The 20,449-nt window shown below is 60.7% G+C and carries 7 protein-coding genes and 2 pseudogenes; 3 read left to right on the plus strand and 6 right to left on the minus strand.

Features of this window, described 5'->3' with window-relative positions:
- Nucleotides 1-2: 2 nt before the first annotated feature.
- Nucleotides 3-2,161: pseudogene (locus AB4N76_RS21655) on the minus strand (type I secretion system permease/ATPase).
- 18 nt (nucleotides 2,162-2,179) lie between these two features.
- Entirely contained in the window at nucleotides 2,180-3,538 is a 1,359-nt protein-coding gene (locus AB4N76_RS21660) for a TolC family outer membrane protein (protein WP_460163503.1), read from the minus strand.
- A 595-nt stretch (nucleotides 3,539-4,133) separates the two neighbouring features.
- Between AB4N76_RS21660 and AB4N76_RS21665 the strand changes: the two genes are divergently transcribed.
- From AB4N76_RS21665 to AB4N76_RS21675, 3 genes and pseudogenes are all read left to right on the plus strand, one after another.
- The gene (locus AB4N76_RS21665) at nucleotides 4,134-4,802 is read left to right on the plus strand and encodes a retention module-containing protein (RefSeq protein ID WP_460163504.1); all 669 of its coding nucleotides are present in this window, start codon (nucleotides 4,134-4,136) and stop codon (nucleotides 4,800-4,802) included.
- A 280-nt stretch (nucleotides 4,803-5,082) separates the two neighbouring features.
- A pseudogene (locus AB4N76_RS21670) lies at nucleotides 5,083-7,701 on the plus strand (beta strand repeat-containing protein); the annotation flags it as partial.
- Between the two features lie 456 nt (nucleotides 7,702-8,157).
- Nucleotides 8,158-15,105: a VCBS domain-containing protein gene (locus AB4N76_RS21675; protein WP_460164630.1), complete on the plus strand. Its 6,948-nt coding sequence runs from the start codon at nucleotides 8,158-8,160 to the stop codon at nucleotides 15,103-15,105.
- 83 nt (nucleotides 15,106-15,188) lie between these two features.
- On the opposite strand, the gene AB4N76_RS21680 is transcribed toward AB4N76_RS21675, so the two are convergent.
- From AB4N76_RS21680 to lapD, 4 genes are all read right to left on the minus strand, one after another.
- Nucleotides 15,189-15,548, minus strand: coding sequence for a DUF6124 family protein (locus AB4N76_RS21680; RefSeq protein WP_109786364.1), 360 nt, complete (start codon nucleotides 15,546-15,548; stop codon nucleotides 15,189-15,191).
- Nucleotides 15,549-15,941: 393 nt separating this feature from the next.
- A complete protein-coding gene (locus tag AB4N76_RS21685; RefSeq protein ID WP_460163505.1) occupies nucleotides 15,942-16,997 on the minus strand; it encodes a hypothetical protein in 1,056 nt (351 codons plus the stop codon).
- A gap of 53 nt (nucleotides 16,998-17,050) precedes the next feature.
- Nucleotides 17,051-18,388, minus strand: a complete 1,338-nt coding sequence (locus AB4N76_RS21690; RefSeq protein ID WP_460163506.1) for a hypothetical protein — start codon at nucleotides 18,386-18,388, stop codon at nucleotides 17,051-17,053.
- A 116-nt stretch (nucleotides 18,389-18,504) separates the two neighbouring features.
- Entirely contained in the window at nucleotides 18,505-20,445 is a 1,941-nt protein-coding gene (lapD, locus tag AB4N76_RS21695; RefSeq protein ID WP_460163507.1) for a cyclic di-GMP receptor LapD, read from the minus strand.
- Nucleotides 20,446-20,449: the final 4 nt, after the last annotated feature.

Raw genomic sequence — 20,449 nt, forward strand, 5'->3', positions numbered from 1 at the left:
TCCTAGACAGCCGCAGAGCCGACACGGCCCTTGCGCAGTGCATCGATGACTGCTTCCTTCGGACCATCGGCGACGATCCGCCCGTTATCCAGCACCACCAGCCGGTCCACCAGGCTGAGCATCGAGGTGCGGTGAGTGACCAGCAGCAACGTTTTACCCTGGACCCAGCCGTGGAGTTTTTGCCGCAGAATGTCTTCGCTGCTGTTGTCCATGGCGCTGGTCGGTTCGTCGAGCAACATGATCGGCGGATCGAGCAACAAGGCCCGGGCCAGCAACACTGCCTGGCGTTGACCGCCGGACAGCAACTGCCCGCGTTCACCCACCGGCCGGTCGAAGCCTTGAGGATGCTGGCGAGCCAGTTCGGTGACGCCTGTCAGTTCGGCGACTTCGAGCATCCGTGAATCGCTGATGTAGCGGGCGCCCAGGGTCAGGTTGTCGCGCAGGCTGCCCGCCAGCAGCGGCAGGTCGTGGGCGACGTAACCAATTTGCTGGCGCAGGTCGGCGACATCCAGTTGCCGCAAGTCGAGACCGTCGAGCAACAACTGGCCTTCTTCCGGCTCATAGAAACCCATCACCAGCCGGGCCAGGGTGCTTTTGCCCGAACCGCTACGGCCGATGATGCCGATGCGTTCACCCGGTTTCATGCTAAAGCTGACGTTGGCCAGTGCCGGAGCGTTCTGGCCGTTGTAGTGGAAGGTCACGCCGCTGACCTCAAGGGCACCTTGCAGTTGCGTGCGTTCCAGCGGCCGCTGTTTGGCGTCACGCTCCTGCGGCAGACCCATCAGCGCGTCAGTGCTTTTCATGGTCAGTTGCGCTTGCTGGTAACGGGTGATCAAACCGGCAATCTGCCCAAGCGGCGCGAGCACACGGCTACCGAGCATGTAGGTCGCCACCAGCGCACCGACGCTGAGGTTGCCGGCGATGATGCTGTAGACCCCGGCGACGATGGTCGCCATGCCGGAGAACTGCTGGATGAACAAGGTGCCGTTGGTGGCCAGCGCCGAAAGGTTGCGCGCATGGCTGTCGAGGCGGGTGAGGGCGCCGTGGGTGCTTTCCCATTTGTGCTGGCGCTCGCTTTCGGCGCTACAGGCTTTCAGGGTTTCCAGGCCGCCGAGGGTTTCGATCAGCAAGGCCTGGCGTTCGGCGCCCAGGCTCAGGCTTTTTTGCACGGTATCGCGCAGGCGCACCTGGATCACCATCGCGAAGAGGATCGTGATCGGAAACGCCAGCAACGGAATCACCACCAGCCAGCCGCCGAGCAAGCCGATCACCACCAGCATCAATACAGCGAAGGGCAGGTCGATCAGGCTGGTCAGGGTGACTGCCGTGAGAAACTCGCGCAGGCCCTGGAAGTCATGAATGCTCTGGGCGAAGCCACCGATGGTCGCCGGGCGTGCCTTCATCGACATGCCAGTGATGCGTTCGAACAAGGTCGCCGAAAGGATTACGTCGGTTTTCTTCCCGGCGGTGTCCAGCAAATGCGCACGCACGACGCGCAGCACCAGTTCGAAACCGGTGCCGATCAGCAAACCGATCGACAGCACCCACAAGGTCGAAGTGGCTTGGTTCGGCACCACCCGATCGTAGGTCTGCATCACGAACAGCGGCACCATCAACCCGAGCAGGTTGATCAAAAAACTCGCCAGAATCGCATCGCTGTACAGCCATTTCGACAGTTTCAACGTGTCGCGAAACCAGGCATGCACTCGCGGCACCAAGGGCGAGCGCAAGTCTTCGAGTTCATGGCGTGGCCGGGCAAACAAGGCCTGGCCACTGTAATTTTCGGCCAGTTCTTCACGACTGACCCATTGTTCGCCGCCGTCGGCTTCGCTGGGCAGGATCAACACCTGACCGTCATCGCCGAAGCGGCGCAGGATGGCCGTGCGGCCATTATTGAGGATCAACATCACGGGCAGGTTGAGGGCAGAAATGTCCCCCAGCTCGCGGCGCAACAAACGCGCCTGCAGACTGGCCCGGCCGCTGCGCGGGGCAGCAGGTCCAGGCTCAAGCGTTGTTTGTCCAGCGGTAGCCCCGCACTCAGACTGGCGCGACTGACGGTCGCGCCGTGGAGTTTGCAGAGGATCAACAGACCGTCCAGAAGCGGGTCATCGAAGCTCAGGCGCGGATCGACACCGGTGTTGCCGGATTCCATGCTGGTCACATTGATCGCTCCAGTGAGCTACTTCAATTCAGGCAAACGGGCTTCGTTCTTCACTTCGGTGGAGGCGATCGCATCGGCGGGCAATACCACCCGTTGCTTGCTCAGTAGCTGGCCCATGTTAGCCAGTACGCGGTACATCGAGAACTCCTCGGTATAGCGCACTTCGGTGTAGCGGCGGTTGGCGTTGTAGAGCTCGTTTTCACTGTCGAGCAAGTCGAGCAGTGTCCGTTGACCGAGGCCGAACTGATCCTGATACGCAATGCGCACGCGTTTACTGGTTTCGGCGTATTCGCGGGCGGTCGGGGTTTGTTTCTTCGCATTGACCATGGCGTTCCAGGCCAGGTGAATGTTCTCGTTGAGCTGGCGCAGGGCGTTGTTGCGGATGTCCATTGCCTGGTTGATCTGGTGCGCATCGGAAGCCAGGCGCGCCTTGTCGCTGCCGCCTCGGAACAGGTTGTAGTTCATCACTACACCCACACGCCACTCGTTGTCATGGCCTTCATCGCCTTGCACGTTGTTGTTCGCGCCCACCGCGGCTTCGGCGTCGAAGCGTGGGTAGAACGGCGATTTGGCGACTTCGTACTGGCTCTCGGCCGATTGCACGTCCGCCTGGGCGGATTTCAGGTACGGGTTGTTCTCCACCATGCTCTGCTGGGCTTCCGGCAGGGCGGTGGGTACTTCGCCGCGGATCGATGGCGGTGTTTCGAGCTCATCGGGGATGCGCCCTACAACGGCGTAGAAGTTCGACTCGGCATCCGCCAGATCGACTTCGGCGGTGTCGAGGTTGTTTTGTGCCAGTGCGCGACGGGCGCCGGATTGATCGGAGTCAGCGTTGCTGCCGACGCCACGTTGGGTGCGAAGGCCAATCTGGTCGTTGACGCGCAAGTGGGCTTGCAGGTTGTTCGTGGCCAGGGTCACCAGTTCACGGCGCTTGAGGACTTCAAGGTAAACCTCGATGGTGCGCAGCGCCAGGTCCTGAGCGGTGCCTTGCGCGTAATAAGCGCGGGAGTTGGCCACGTCTTTGGTGCGCGCTACTTCGTTCGAGGTGTTGAAACCGTCGAACAGCATTGGCCGCAGGCGCAGTTCCGACTGGGTGTAATTGAGGGTTTCAGTGTGGTGATTGCCGAATGCCCGGGTGTTGGTGTTGTCGCTGTACCCGCGCCCGTAGGCGGCGTTCAGATCAACTGATGGATAAAAGCCCCCTTTGGCAACTTTCACCTGCTCATCCGCGGACAGGCGCGCGTCCACTCGCGAGGCCAGTTCCGGGTGGGTCGCGATAGTGCTCTGGATCGCCTCGGTCAACGACATGGCTTGAGCGTTGGAAGTGCAGGCCATGGCCAGCAGAACCGCGCTGCAAAGGGGGGTTAAAACGCGCATGGGTGCATCTCCCTGAATTCCTGATGGTGCTTATTAGTCGCCAATTATTTGACGGCATTTATAGGTAAAACCGTTTCACCCTTGTAACAACAGAGCTAAGAACATTCTAGAGCGTAGCTAAGAAATATTTTTCATAATCCTTATGCCAAAAAAACTTATGCCGTCAGCAAAATCCAGCACATTGTTCAATACGAAAGCCCTTGAATTATGAGCTTTAGGGAGCTTGCAGGGGTTTTAACAAAAGTTCCATCCACTTATCGACATGGGGCGGGGAAGTGCTGAAGGGGAGGGAGGCGTAACGGTAGGGAGTGACGGTTTTTTGTCACTCGACTGGATCAGGACTGTTACGCATCGTTCATCAGGCAAATCGCGACACTAATGGGCCCTGAAGCCATTGATTGCATAGGGTTTATCCCACAGTCGCAAACATTGCCGTTGATCGACACGCTGGGCGAGTTCATCGCCAGGGCGGCGGTTTACTCCGGTAAACCCTCCCTGCAGGCGAGCCGCGCAGCCACCTGCTTTTAACCATGAGCACATTCTTCGCTGACAAACAGGATGCCGACGACAGCTGTTGGCAGCGGAGGAAATGCACATGGCTACGCTCATCGGTATCGTCAGTAAAGTCATTGGTCAGGTGTTCGCGGTTGCGAGCGATGGCACCCGGCGTGCGTTGGTCGAGGGCGATCGATTGTTCGCCGGCGAGCAACTGGTTACCGGAGCCGAAGGCGCAGTGGCCGTTCATCTGAAAAATGGCCAGGAACTGACCCTCGGGCGTGACAGCAGCCTGCAAATGACCACGCAGCTCCTCGCCAATGAGTCGCCGCACGTCGGCACCTCTGAGGCGGTGACGCCGAGCGAAGCGCAACTGACCGATGTCGAGCAACTGCAAAAAGCCATCGCGGCCGGCGCTGACCCGACCCAGACCGGTGAAGCCACGGCGGCCGGGCCAGGTGGTTCGACCGGGGCGGCCGGCGGTGCTTTGGGCGGCGGCCACAGTTTTGTCATGCTCGAAGAAGTGGGCGGGCGGGTTGACCCGACCATTGGCTTCCCGGACGGCTGGGTTTGGCAGCATTCCCGAATTCCCGGAAGAACGGCACAACGCCGATATCCAGAACGCCGACGGCACCCCGGCCGTCGTGGCACCACCGCTAACTCCGACCGTCGAGGTAGCTCCGCTAATCCCGGTCAACAACCCGGTCACGCTCAATGGCCTGTCGGTGACGGGCGGCGAACTGACCGTCAGCGAAGCCAACCTGGCTGACGGTTCTGCGAGCAATCCGGGCGCGCTGACTCAGAACGGAACGTTCAGCGTGTCGGCACCGGACGGGTTGAACAGCCTGAGCATCGGCGGCATCAATGTGATCAGTGGCGGGGTGGCCGCTGGTTTTCCGCAGTCGATCACCACTCAACTGGGCAATACCCTGACCATCACCGGTTACAACTCGCTCACGGGCGTGGTGAGTTACAGCTACACCCTCAACGGCAACGACACCCATTCGGCCGGCGATGGCGCCAACAACCTCAGCGAACAGTTCACTGTGGTGGCGGGCGATAGCAACGGCGACACTGCCACTGGCACGCTGGACATCAACATCACTGACGACGTACCCAAGGCGGTCGATGACGGAAACGCCGACACTGCGTCGGAAACCTTGCTGACCCTGACCGGCAGCGTCCTGCCAAACGACACTCAGGGCGCGGACCGCATTTCCACCGGCCCTGACAGCGGCCCGGTAATTGGCGGCACCTTCACCGGGACCTATGGCACCCTGGTGCTCAACGCAAACGGCACGTACACCTACACCCTCGACACCAGCGGTGCCGATTTTAAAGCGTTGCATGGCGGTGGCAGCGGCTCGGAAACCTTCACCTACACGCTGACGGATGCGGACGGCGACACCAGCACCGCCAACCTGGTGCTGCAAATCCACAACAACGATGACCCGGTGACCATCGATGGTCTCGATGTCGACGGCGGCGAGCTGACCATCTTCGAGAAAAGCCTCAGCGACGGCAGCAGCCCGGACACCCCGGCGCTGACCCAAAACGGCACCTTTACCATCACCGCCCTCGACGGTGTGCAGACGCTGGATATCGGTGGTCTGCATGTGGTCGTCGGTGGTGTCGCCGCCGGCTTCCCGCAATCGATCGTCACGCCGTTGGGCAGCACGCTGACCATCACCGGGTTCGACGCCACCACCGGCGTGGTCAGTTACAGCTACACCTTGGTCGACAACTTGGCGCACCCAACGGCCAACAGCCCCGATACCCTGTCCGAGCAATTCGCTGTCACCGTAGTCGACGACAACGGCACCACCGCCAACGCCAACCTCGACATCAACATCGTCGATGACTTGCCCCAAGGCGTGGACGACAGCAACGCCGACACTGCCTCGGAAACCCTGCTCACCCTCAACGGCAATGTGCTGACCAACGATGTACAGGGCGCCGATCGCGTGATCACGGGGGAAAATACCGGACCGATTACCCCAGGCACGTTCGTCGGGACTTACGGCACCCTGGTGCTCAACGCCAATGGCACCTACACCTACACCCTCGACACCAGCGATGCGGATTTCAAAGCCCTGCACGGCAATGGCGACGGCACCGAGAACTTCACCTACATCATCACCGACTCGGACGGCGACACCAGCAGTGCGACGCTGGTGCTGCAAATCCACAACAACGATGACCCGGTCACGATTGACGGCCTCAATATCGAAGGCGCCGAGCTGACCGTTTTCGAGAAAAGCCTCAGCGACGGCAGCAGCCCGGACACCCCGGCGCTGACGCAAAACGGCACCTTTACCATCACCGCCCTCGACGGTGTGCAGACGCTGGATATCGGTGGTCTGCATGTGGTCGTCGGTGGTGTCGCCGCCGGCTTCCCGCAATCGATCGTCACGCCGTTGGGCAGTACGCTGACCATCACCGGGTTCGACGCCGCCACCGGCGTGGTGAGTTACAGCTACACCCTGGTGGACAACTTGGCGCATCCAACGGCCAACAGCCCCGATACCCTGTCCGAGCAATTCGCTGTCACTGTAGTGGACGACAACGGCACCACTGCCAACGCCAACCTCGACATCAACATCGTCGATGACCTGCCTCAAGGCGTCGACGACAGCAACGCCGACACTGCCTCGGAAACCCTGCTCACCCTCAACGGCAATGTGCTGACCAACGATGTACAGGGCGCCGACCGCGTGATCACGGGGGAAAATACCGGACCGATTACCCCAGGCACGTTCGTCGGGACTTACGGCACCCTGGTGCTCAACGCCAATGGCACCTACACCTACACCCTCGACACCAGCGATGCGGATTTCAAAGCCCTGCACGGCAATGGCGACGGCACCGAGAACTTCACCTACATCATCACCGACTCGGACGGCGACACCAGCAGTGCGACGCTGGTGCTGCAAATCCACAACAACGATGACCCGGTGACCATCGATGGTCTCGATGTCGACGGCGGCGAGCTGACCATCTTCGAGAAAAGCCTCAGCGACGGCAGCAGCCCGGACACCCCGGCGCTGACCCAAAACGGCACCTTTACCATCACCGCCCTCGACGGTGTGCAGACGCTGGATATCGGTGGTCTGCATGTGGTCGTCGGTGGTGTCGCCGCCGGCTTCCCGCAATCGATCGTCACCCCGCTGGGCAGCACGCTGACCATCACCGGGTTTGACGCCACCACTGGCGTGGTCAGTTACAGTTACACCCTGGTCGATAACGAAGCGCACCCAACCGCTAACGGCGCCAACACGCTCTCCGAGCAGTTCGCCGTGACCGTAGTGGACGACAACGGCACCACTGCCAATGCCAACCTCGACGTCAACATCGTCGACGATTTGCCAAAAGGCGTGAACGACAGCAACGCCGGCACGGCCTCGGAAACCCTGCTCACCCTCAACGGCAATGTGCTAACCAACGACGTGCAGGGCGCCGACCGCGTGCCGACCGGCCCCAACGCCGGCCCGATCACTGCCGGCACCTTCACCGGCACTTACGGCACGTTGGTGCTGAATGCCAACGGCACCTACACCTACACCCTGAACACCAGCGATGCCGACTTCAAAGCGCTGCACGGCAATGGCAACGGCACCGAGAACTTCACTTACACCATCACCGATGCTGACGGCGATACCAGCACCGCCAATCTGGTGTTGAACATCCACAACAACGACGATCCGGTGACCATCAGTGGGCTGGATGTTTACGGCGGCGAGCTCACCGTCTACGAAAAAAACCTCGGCGACGGCAGCAACCCGAATACCCCGGCGCTGACGCAAAACGGCACCTTCACCATCACCGCGCTCGATGGCGTTCAAACCCTCGACGTCGGTGGTCTGCATGTGGTCGTCGGTGGTGTCGCCGCCGGTTTCCCGCAATCCATCGTCACCCCATTGGGCAGCACGCTGACCATCACCGGGTTTGACGCCACCACTGGCGTGGTCAGTTACAGTTACACCCTGGTCGATAACGAAGCGCACCCAACCGCTAACGGCGCCAACACGCTCTCCGAGCAGTTCGCCGTGACCGTAGTGGACGACAACGGCACCACTGCCAATGCCAACCTCGACGTCAACATCGTCGACGATTTGCCAAAAGGCGTGAACGACAGCAACGCCGGCACGGCCTCGGAAACCCTGCTCACCCTCAACGGCAATGTGCTAACCAACGACGTGCAGGGCGCCGACCGCGTGCCGACCGGCCCCAACGCCGGCCCGATCACTGCCGGCACCTTCACCGGCACTTACGGCACGTTGGTGCTGAATGCCAACGGCACGTACACCTACACCCTGAACACCAGCGATGCCGACTTCAAAGCGCTGCACGGCAATGGCAACGGCACCGAGAACTTCACTTACACCATCACCGATGCTGACGGCGATACCAGCACCGCCAATCTGGTGTTGAACATCCACAACAACGACGATCCGGTGACCATCAGTGGGCTGGATGTTTACGGCGGCGAGCTCACCGTCTACGAGAAAAACCTCGGCGACGGCAGCAACCCGGACACCCCGGCGCTGACGCAAAACGGCACCTTCACCATCACCGCCCTCGACGGTGTACAGACGCTGGATATCGGCGGTCTGCATGTGGTCGTCGGTGGTGTCGCCGCCGGCTTCCCGCAATCCATCGTCACCCCGTTGGGCAGCACGCTGACCATCACCGGGTTCGACGCCACCACCGGCGTGGTCAGTTACAGCTACACCTTGGTCGACAACTTGGCGCACCCAACGGCCAACAGCCCCGATACCCTGTCCGAGCAATTCGCTGTCACCGTAGTCGACGACAACGGCACCACCGCCAACGCCAACCTCGACATCAACATCGTCGATGACTTGCCCCAAGGCGTGGACGACAGCAACGCCGGCACGGCCTCGGAAACCTTGCTCACCCTCAACGGCAATGTGCTGACCAACGACGTGCAGGGCGCCGATCGCGTGATCACGGGGGAAAATACCGGACCGATCACCCCAGGCACGTTCGTCGGCACTTACGGCACCTTGGTGCTGAATGCCAACGGCACCTACACCTACACCCTGAACACCAGCGATGCCGACTTCAAAGCGCTGCACGGCAATGGCAACGGCACCGAGAACTTCACTTACACCATCACCGATGCTGACGGCGATACCAGCACCGCCAATCTGGTGTTGAACATCCACAACAACGACGATCCGGTGACCATCAGTGGGCTGGATGTTTACGGCGGCGAGCTCACCGTCTACGAAAAAAACCTCGGCGACGGCAGCAACCCGAATACCCCGGCGCTGACGCAAAACGGCACCTTCACCATCACCGCGCTCGATGGCGTTCAAACCCTCGACGTCGGTGGTCTGCATGTGGTCGTCGGTGGTGTCGCCGCCGGTTTCCCGCAATCCATCGTCACCCCATTGGGCAGCACGCTGACCATCACCGGGTTTGACGCCACCACTGGCGTGGTCAGTTACAGCTACACCCTGGTCGATAACGAAGCGCATCCAACCGCTAACGGCGCCAACACGCTGTCCGAGCAGTTCGCCGTCACCGTGGTCGACGACAACGGCACCACTGCCAACGCCAACCTCGACGTCAACATCGTCGACGATTTGCCAAAAGGCGTGAACGACAGCAACGCCGGCACGGCCTCGGAAACCCTGCTCACCCTCAACGGCAATGTGCTAACCAACGACGTCCAGGGCGCCGACCGCGTGCCGACCGGCCCCAACGCCGGGCCGATCACTGCCGGCACCTTCACCGGCACTTACGGCACGTTGGTGCTGAATGCCAACGGCACGTACACCTACACCCTGAACACCAGCGATGCCGACTTCAAAGCGCTGCACGGCAATGGCAACGGCACCGAGAACTTCACTTACACCATCACCGATGCTGACGGCGATACCAGCACCGCCAATCTGGTGTTGAACATCCACAACAACGACGATCCGGTGACCATCAGTGGGCTGGATGTTTACGGCGGCGAGCTCACCGTCTACGAGAAAAACCTCAGCGACGGCAGCAACCCGAATACCCCGGCGCTGACGCAAAACGGCACTTTCACTATCACTGCCCTCGACGGTGTGCAGACGCTGGATATCGGTGGTCTGCATGTGGTCGTCGGTGGCGTGGCCGCCGGTTTCCCACAATCGATCGTCACCCCGTTGGGCAGTACGCTGACCATCACCGGGTTCGACGCCACCACCGGCGTGGTCAGTTACAGCTACACCCTGGTCGATAACGAAGCGCACCCAACCGCCAACGGCGCCAACACGCTCTCCGAGCAGTTCGCCGTCACCGTAGTCGACGACAACGGCACCACCGCCAATGCCAACCTCGACGTCAACATCGTCGATGACCTGCCAAAAGGCGTGAACGACAGCAACGCCGGGACCGCCTCGGAAACCCTGCTCACCCTCAACGGCAACGTGCTGACCAACGACGTCCAGGGCGCCGACCGCGTGCCGACCGGCCCCAACGCCGGGCCGATCACTGCCGGCACCTTCACCGGCACTTACGGCACGTTGGTGCTGAATGCCAACGGCACGTACACCTACACCCTGAACACCAGCGATGCCGACTTCAAAGCGCTGCACGGCAATGGCAACGGCACCGAAACCTTCACCTACACCTACACCATCACCGATGCCGACGGCGATACCAGCACCGCCAATCTGGTGTTGAACATCCACAACAACGACGATCCGGTGACCATCAGTGGGCTGGATGTTTACGGCGGCGAACTCACCGTCTACGAGAAAAACCTCAGCGACGGCAGCAACCCGAATACCCCGGCGCTGACGCAAAACGGCACTTTCACTATCACTGCCCTCGACGGTGTGCAGACGCTGGATATCGGTGGTCTGCATGTGGTCGTCGGTGGCGTGGCCGCCGGTTTCCCACAATCGATCGTCACCCCGTTGGGCAGTACGCTGACCATCACCGGGTTCGACGCCACCACCGGCGTGGTCAGTTACAGCTACACCCTGGTCGATAACGAAGCGCACCCAACCGCTAACGGCGCCAACACGCTGTCCGAGCAGTTCGCCGTCACCGTGGTCGACGACAACGGCACCACTGCCAATGCCAACCTCGACGTCAACATCGTCGACGATTTGCCAAAAGGCGTGAACGACAGCAACGCCGGGACCGCCTCGGAAACCCTGCTCACCCTCAACGGCAACGTGCTGACCAACGACGTCCAGGGCGCCGACCGCGTGCCGACCGGCCCCAACGCTGGCCCGATCACCGCCGGCACCTTCACTGGGACTTACGGCACCTTGGTGCTGAATGCCAACGGCACCTACACCTACACCCTGAACACCAGCGATGCCGACTTCAAAGCGCTGCACGGCAATGGCAATGGCACGGAAACCTTCACCTACACCATCACCGATGCTGACGGCGATACCAGCACCGCCAATCTGGTGTTGAACATCCACAACAACGACGATCCGGTGACCATCAGTGGGCTGGATGTTTACGGCGGCGAACTCACCGTCTACGAGAAAAACCTCAGCGACGGCAGCAACCCGAACACTCCGGCGCTGACTCAAAACGGCACCTTCACTGTGACCGCGCTCGATGGACTGCAAACCCTCGACGTCGGCGGTATTCATGTGGTGGTCGGTGGTGTCGCCGCCGGCTTCCCACAATCGATCGTCACGCCGTTGGGCAGCACGCTGACCATCACTGGCTACAACCCGACGACAGGCGTGGTCAGCTACAGCTACACCCTGGTCGACAACGAAGCGCATCCAAACGCCAACGGCGCCAACAGCCTCACCGAGAACTTCAACGTGGTGGCCACGGACGGCGACGGCAGCACTGCGTCGGGTCAGATCAATGTCAACATTGTCGATGACTTGCCTACCGCTGCCCCGAACACCGCCAACGCGGCCGAAGGTTCAACGGTCAACATCAGCGTCCTGGGCAACGACGTCCTCGGCGCCGATGGTGCCGCAGCGGGTGGGGCGGTGGTGGGTGTACGGGCCGGCGGCAACACAGGGACCCCGGCGAGCGGGGGAGTGGGCCTCAATATCAATGGCACCTACGGCTACCTGACGCTGGATGCGGCCGGTAACGCCGTGTACCACAGCAACCCGAACTCAGTGGGTGACGCAGGTGCCACCGACACGTTCACCTACACCATTCGCGATTCCGATGGCGACGAAAGCACCACCACCATCACCATCAATATCACTGACACGAGCCTCAAAGCGGTGATTGACCAGGACGTGACGGTCTACGAAAAAGCCCTCGACCTGAACCAGGACGTTCAGGACCTGGCGGCGGGCACTGTCACCGGCAGCGACCCGGGCAACACCGGGGAAACCGCCGCCGGCACGCTGGTCGGTTCAGTCACCGGCGGCATCGGCGGGCTCACCTACAGCCTGGTCGGCAGCGCCACTGGCTCGTACGGGCAGATCCTGCTCAACGCCAACGGCACTTACACCTATACGCTCACCTCGGCGCCCAAAACCTCGCCGAACGCCAATGACGGGCCAAACACCCTGAGCGAAAGCTTCACCTACAAAGCCACCGATGCCGCGGGCAACAGCGTCACCAGCACCATCATCGTCAACATTGTCGATGACGTGCCCACAGCGGTGGCCTCGGATCGCTCTGTGGCAGCGGTGGAGATCGACTCCAACATTCTGATCGTGCTCGACATCTCCGGCAGTATGGCCGACGACTCCGGCGTGCCGGGCCTGTCGCGGCTGGAGTTGGCCAAGCAGGCCATCAGCGCCTTGCTCGACAAATACGATGACCTGGGCGATGTGAAAGTGCAGCTTGTCACCTTCAGCAGCACCGCCTCTGACAGGACGTCGGTGTGGGTCGACGTGGCAACCGCCAAGACACTGCTTGCCGGGCTGTCCGCGGGCGGTGGCACCAACTACGATGCTGCCGTGGCAATGCTTCAGACAGCGTTCAATACGTCCGGCAAACTGACCGGTGCGCAGAACGTCGGGTACTTCTTCTCGGATGGCAAACCGACCACCGGCCAGGACATCGGTGCGTCGGACGAGGCAACGTTGAAAGCCTTCCTCGACGCCAACGGCATCAAGAACTATGCGATCGGCCTGGGCAGCGGCGTGAGCAACGCCAACCTCAACCCGATCGCCTATGACGGCAGCACCCACACCGACAACAACGCGGTGGTGGTAACCGACCTCAACCAACTCAACTCGGTGCTCTCGGGCACAGTGGTCGGCGCGCCGGTCACCGGTACGCTGCTGGAGGGCGGCACATTCGGCGCTGATGGCGGCTTCATCAAAACCCTTACGGTTGACGGCACCACGTACACCTTCGACCCTAAAGGCAACACCAACCAGGGTTCGCTGACCTTCAGTGGCGGCGTCAACCACGGCACGTTCAACACGGTGAACAACAGCATCAGTATCGCCACCAACAATGGCGGCACGCTGGTGGTTAACCTCGACACCGGTGAATACACCTACACCTCGCAAAAATTCACGTCGGTGGTAATCACCGAAAACATCGGCTTCACCGTCAGCGACAACGACGGCGACCTGGCAAGCTCCACGCTGACGGTCAAAGTCATTCCGAACGCGGCACCGGTGGCCGTCGATGACCACATCATCACCAACGTGATGTCGGGCAATATCGTGGTGCCGGGCGAGTTGCTGCTGGCCAACGACACCGATGCCGACAAGGATCCGCTGACCGCATCGCCCACCAACTTCGCTACCGGTTGGGTGGCCAAGGGCGCGGACTTCACCGGCACCGGCGCGATCAATTTCAAAGGCACCAATGACACCGCGGCCAACCAGAACCTGGCCGACGTGCGCAATGCTTTTGCGGGCAACACTGCGGCGATGACGGCATTGCTGGTGGTCAGCGGTTATCTGGGGCAGGTGACTGGCAACAACGCCAACGATGAAGACCTCATCACCGTGAAGCTGAAAGCGGGTGAAACCCTCAATCTGGATCACAACCTGGCGGCCGGGCACATCACCATGGAGTACTCCCTCAATGGCGGCGCCTTCATCAGCATCGGGGACGGAGAGACGATCACCGCCTCGGCGGATGGGACTTACCGGGTCCACATCACCAACATCGAAAACACCAGTGGCGGCAACGCCAAAGGAGACGAGAACTACCAGCTGACCATGACCGTCAACTACGCCGGCGCCCATGACAGCACACCGGACGCCCACGGCACCTACACCGCCAGCGACAACCACGGCGGCAGCGATACCGCGGCCGTGACCATCACCTACCAGGACGGCCACACCCTCACCGGCACTGCGGGCGACGACGTCATGGTGGCGGGCACCGGCAATAACATCATCAACGCTGGCGACGGCAACGACGTGCTCACCGCTGGCACCGGCAACAACGAACTGCATGGCGGCGCTGGCAATGACTTGCTGTTCAGCGGCACGGGCAATGACCTGCTCGACGGCGGCACGGGTATTGACACCGTGAATTACACCCACGCCACTGCCGGGGTCACGGTTGACCTGAGCTTGCTCACCCCGCAAAACACAGGAGGCGCTGGCACTGACACCCTCACCGGCATCGAAAACCTGGTCGGCTCCAATTTCAATGATGCCCTCACGGGTGACAACAACAGCAACGTCATCAACGGCGGGTTGGGCGACGACATCCTCAAGGGTGGCGGTGGTGACGACTTCATGATTGGCGGGTTGGGTAACAACACCCTCACGGGCGGGGCAGGGGCCGACACCTTCCAGTGGCTCAAAGGCAACAGCGGCCACGACGTCGTCACCGACTTCACCCCAGGCACCGACAAACTCGATTTGTCGCAACTGTTGCAAGGAGAAAACAGCACCACGGCCTCGCTGGATGACTACCTGCATTTCAAAGTGGTCGGCAGCGGTGCCTCGGTAATCACCAGCATTGATGTCAGCGCCATGGCCGGCGCCACGCCGAACCAGACCATCGACCTGGCGGGCGTCGACCTCGCCAGCCACTACGGTGTCACGCCGGGGGCGGGCGGTGTGGTGGCCGGGGGGCATGACACGGCGACCATCATCACTGGCATGCTCAATGACCATTCGTTGAAGGTGGACACCGTGTGACCTGACGTCTGAAACGACAAAACCCGCCATTCCTGGGTAAGGAATGGCGGGTTTTTTGTTGTCCGTTCGGTACAGAGACTTCGTTAGCCTTGCGGGTCGACGTTATCCAGCATCCGGTTCACTGCCAGTTCACCCAACATCACGGAGTGTTGAATGCCGAGCAGGGTGTGGCGTTGTGTACCGTTCAGTTGCCCGGCGAAATCGCTCAGCATGACGCTGGCGGACGCCAATGACTCACAGGCGTTGACCAGCAAGGTTTCGTCATCGGTCTCGGGAGCAATGAAGAAAATGGTGCTGGGCTTGCGCGGCGTGTCTTTGGGAATGACCGGTTTGAGGTAGTAATCGAGGGCGCGGTCGACGGCGTTGTTGAGCTTTTTGGAATCGGTGGATTCGTAGGGGGAAACGTCGTCGGTTTCGGGTGGGTTGGGTGTGATTTTGAACATGGTGAAACTCCTACAGAAAATGGAGCCACCAATACTTGTCGCTAAACAAGTGAGGGTGGCGGCTGCACGCAGGTTAGCGAACCGGGTGTAGGCGCCCGGCAGATCCAAAGATCTCCCGCGCACAGCCGCCATGACAACAATCGCAAACATGAACTGTCTGCAAGAGTGTTTGGAGCGCTGTTGCGCCTACAAAGGTTCGGGTCGCTAAACCCGATCGCTGATTCGTCAGCGACCGGGAAACAATAGAGCCCGGCCCTTAGGCGCACAAGCCGGCGGATTCTGGCGCAGTCGTAGGTAACGGCGCAAGGATGTGTAGCCTGAGTGAGTGTCTGGAGATGTCTTTTAAACATTTCGTTTTTATTTGCCCAATATCCATAACGCCATGCAGAGGGGTTATTGCTTCAACACCCATGTGGTGACGGTGTAGGGGAGTGGAGTTGAATGAAAGTACCAAACGGGTCGTTCGTTTGTGTTGTACCTAATCGACAGGTGCGAATCTTGATTACCTTGTGCCGGTACCGGAATGCGAGCGATTCGGATTGTATTAGCCCCAGTGTTATCCAGGTATTCGGATGTTTTTGGCCATTTTCTGTAGATATCGGTTAACAGGATCTCTCTTAGGCTGACATCCTGGAAATCGACAATTTGGCCGTGGCTCGCTGCCCAGGCGGTGCCTTCGGCATGGTTCATTTTTTTGGGACTAACGATCAATCGATACACATTGGATACTTGCACCTGGAAATTGGCGGTAATACCGCTGTTGTCCGTGATCCGTATCGTTGTGCGGCCATTGCCCGTCCCAACCACCTTGCCATCCATGACTGATGCAATCGTTGGGTTGTCGGAGGTATAGGTGTAAGGAGGGGGTCCCCCCGTTGGAATGCGAGTAGCGGTATTGTTCGGTGCGTCTAAGCCAGAAAATGTCCAGGTGACATCGGCATGAACTGCGAAGCCGTCCAGAATCATGTCGGATGGGTCGATGATCAGGACAGCGGATTTAACGATGTACCCGCGTGACGGAAATAACACTGCTGTTGCATTGTCGGCAACACCCTCAAAATTCACCCTGAAACTGATCGTCAGCGCACTGCCATCCTTCAGTGTTTTCAACCAATCAAGCGGCACTGGCCGACCCAACCCGGGAAGCGTGCCATGGGGCTCGCCAGTGCGGTCGTCGAAGTAAACCGGGGCGCCATTCATATCGAATCCGTCATACCGCAACCAGACATTTTGCCCCAGCACCTGATGGGGCCACTCAGCCACCCGGAGCTGATCCGTGGCCTGCAGTTTGCTCACATCCAGTGTCGTACCCGGTGAACCGTCGACGTGCGGTGTCGGTAAACCGGGATGGCTATCCGGGGTCCGGCCAATGGACGCGTTCAACACTGGCGACACATAGGACTTGCCGTCACGAAACAGCAGGTAACTGAGCTTGACCGGTTTACCCATGTTCGCCGCAACGAACGCCTTGTCCAGCGGGAAGTTGGCGCGGCTATTGGCGTTCAGAGGCTGGGCGGTGAAGGTGGAGAGCCCGCACCGGGGGCGCCCTCCACAATGAGCTGGACTGTGTCGCCCACGCGGTGGCCAAGCACTTCAACCTGGCCGTTGGCGCCTTGCAGGTTGGCGACGTCCAGCGGATCGAGCACGGCATTGACGGATTTCTGCAGCCTTGGCGCGAACAGGTCCGGCAAGCCTTCGCCGATGACCCGGGCCGAGGCCACTCGGGAGGTGCCGATCGGCGTGCCGTTTCTGAACAACTGATACGTTGCCGTCACCAGGCTGCCGGCAATGACGCTGTCGTTGGGCACTTGCAACACGCAAGGTTTTTTCTGCCCGAACTCGTCCGCGTCGACGACGCCATTTGCCGTCACCACCACGTCTGGCTGGCCGGTGACTTTGGCGGTGTAGGTCGCACTGAGAGTATCGCCGGGCAGGAAGCGCGGATCGTTGGTCAGCACAATCAGCAGCAGCGGATTCTTGCCCAGTTTTTCCAGGTCGATGAGGCTGGGGTCGTCTGCCGCGTCGCTCTGGATTTCCCGCAGGATGGGCCTCGGCAAGCGGCTGCCGGCCAGGTCCACATCCACGATCTGCGTCTCCGACCAGGGGGAATCGGTATCGGGCCCATTACCGAGCTGGTCGGTGACCGTGTAGGAAAACTTGAATTGCGGATGGTCCCTGGCAGTCTCCAGATCGACGCGGCTCACAGTGAAACACACGGTGACAGGCTCGTCGGAACCGGGACTGGGCGCTTGCAGTTCCGTGACCTTGTGAAACACATCGTGGCCATTGCAGTTCAGGCGGATGAGGTCGTGGGCCCGGCAAAACGGGTAGGAGACGCACACTTGAGCGCCCGTTGCGGGAAAGTCCGGGCCGACACCATTTTTAATGGCATCCGGCAAAATCAGCTCCAGCCGGGAGTGGCCATCCTCGCCGGGATCCGTGTCCTGATTGCCGGGCCGAATGGCGTTGTACAGTAGCTCCAGCGGTGGCTCGGAAGTGCCCATGTTCTGGCTGCTGCGCGTGACGGTATAGGTCAGGCGATTGATGATGTCGGCGAATAGCAACTTTTTCGGAATGTAGAGGGTGACGGTGTCGTCCTCGGCCTGAGTGAGTTGACTGTCGATGCCGGGCTGACCGTTCAGATTGAGGGAGACGGTATCGCCCGGTTCTTGACCCAGGTAGGGATCAACCAAAACAGTAGCGCCCATGGGGGCCAGGTCATAAATACGCAGGGGTACGCCAACATCTGCGCCCACGACCGGCTCGGTGGCTTCGGGCACTCTGGGGGCATAGAGCACCAAAACCGTGTTATCGAAAGCGTCGGCTTGAACGCTGGTCATGGGGTAACTCCTGAAGGATAGGATGGGCTGATGGGTATCAGACACCCGGTCCGGAGCAGCCGGCTACTGTCAGATCTGACAGGTACACACAGATTTAAGACGTGCGGTCATACCGCTCACATCGGCTCCGGCGGCCCGATCAACCGCCCCATCACCCCAAACAACCCCAGTTCCCGAATCACCTCCAACTCCCCCTGCGTCTCCACCATCTCCGCAATCAATGGCAGATCAATGCTGTTGGTCGCCCGATAAATCGCATCGATAAACAGCCGCTTGTCAGGCTGCACGTCAATGCTGCGGAGGTACGCGCCATCGATTTTCAAATACGCCAACCCGAGCTGCGTCAGGTTGCCGATCTGGCTGAAGCTGCCACCAAAGTGCTGCAAGCCGATGCGGTAGCCGGTATCGAGCAGGCTATGGCTCAGGCGCTGCAACTCTTCCGGCGGCGGCAGTTGGCGTTCGTCGATCTCCAGGGTCAGCAGGGGTGCCAGTTCCGGCAGTGAATCAAGCAGGTCGATGATTTGTCGCAGCTGCGCCGGGTCACGCAGGGTGCTACCGGACAGGCTCAACGCCAGGGGCCAGCGGTTGACGACAAGATAGTCGAGGGTCGCTTCGAGCATCGTCAGGTCGAACCGCGCGGACCAGCCGAGACGCTCGATCCACGGCAGGAAATGCCCGGCCGCAATCGCCTCGCCCTGCGGGTGGAGCAGACGCGCGAGGACTTTGTGGTGCAGCACCTGGCTGGTGTCGGCGCATTGCACGACCGGTTGGAAATACAGTTGCAGTTTGCCGTGGGTCAGGGCGTCGTCGATCCAGCTGCGCCAGTCATGCTGGGAGTGGTTATTCGCGGTGGCGGTGTCGGCCAGATGGACCCACGGCCGCTCGGGATGTTGCCGGGCTTGCGTCAGTGCTTGATCGAGGCGCAGCAGCACGTCGCTGGCCGGTTCGCCGGGGTGGTAGGGGACGATGCCCAAATGCGCCACCGGCATGCAATCGCTGGCGCCGGTCAGGCGCAGGTTTTCCAGGGTCGCACTGATTTCCGAGGCCAGGCGTTCGGCGTCGGCGCCATCCAGGCCCGGCGTCAGCAGGCTGAACTCCCCGCCGCGATTGCGTGCCGCCAACCAGGTGCGACGTTCCGGCAAATGCGTCAGACGCTTGAGCAGTTCGCCGACAGCGCTGATCAATGCATCGGTGCGTTGACCACCCAGGCGCTGGTTGAGGCCGATCAGGTCGTTGACCCGCAACATCAGTAAATGGCCGGCGCTGCTCTGTTCGCTGATCAGCAACTGATCGGCCAATTGTTCATCCAGCAAACGGCGATTGGCCAGGCCCGTGAGGCTGTCCTGATAGGACTCGGCCCGCAGTTTTTCACTGCGGGTGGCTTCTTCGGCGAACAGCGCCTTGAGTTTCTCGACCATCTGGTTCATCGCCAGCACCACGCGCCGCAATTCCGGTGTGCGTGGCAGTTTCGGCAGGCTCAGGAACTCGCGTTTGCTGATGGCTTCGGCCTGTTTGACCATTTTGTCGAGCGGGCGCAATTGCCGGCGTAACAACCAGCCACCGAACACCGCGCTGAGCAATCCACAGAGCAGCAGCCAGATCAGACTGCCGAGCGTACTGTCCCAGAGTTTGGCCAGGGCGAACTGCGGATTGCTCAACACTTCGACCCGCGCTACCTGTTCCCAGCCACGCATGATCAGCGCGTCGCCCCCTTCCGGGCTCAGGTTGACGAGGCGGACAAACCAGCGCGGAACGCCGTCGATTTTTGCGGAGGCATTGCGCTCCACCAACACCGTTTCATCGACGATGTTGACCACGCGAATGCTGCGGAAATAGCCGCTGTCGAAAATCGAACTGACCATCAGTTCGGTCATGGCCGGGTCGTCGATTTGTGCGGTCAGCGACAAACCCAGCGCGGTGGCGGCGTCCTGGGCGTGGGAGCGCAACTGGCCGAGCGTTTGTTCGCGGGAGCTTTCCAGGCTGACAAAAAAACTGCCACTGAAGGCCACCAGCAGGAACAGGCAAATGGCGAGAAATAACTGTTTGCGCAGTGACATAAAT

It is taken from the genome of Pseudomonas sp. S2_F03 (genome assembly GCF_054668335.1).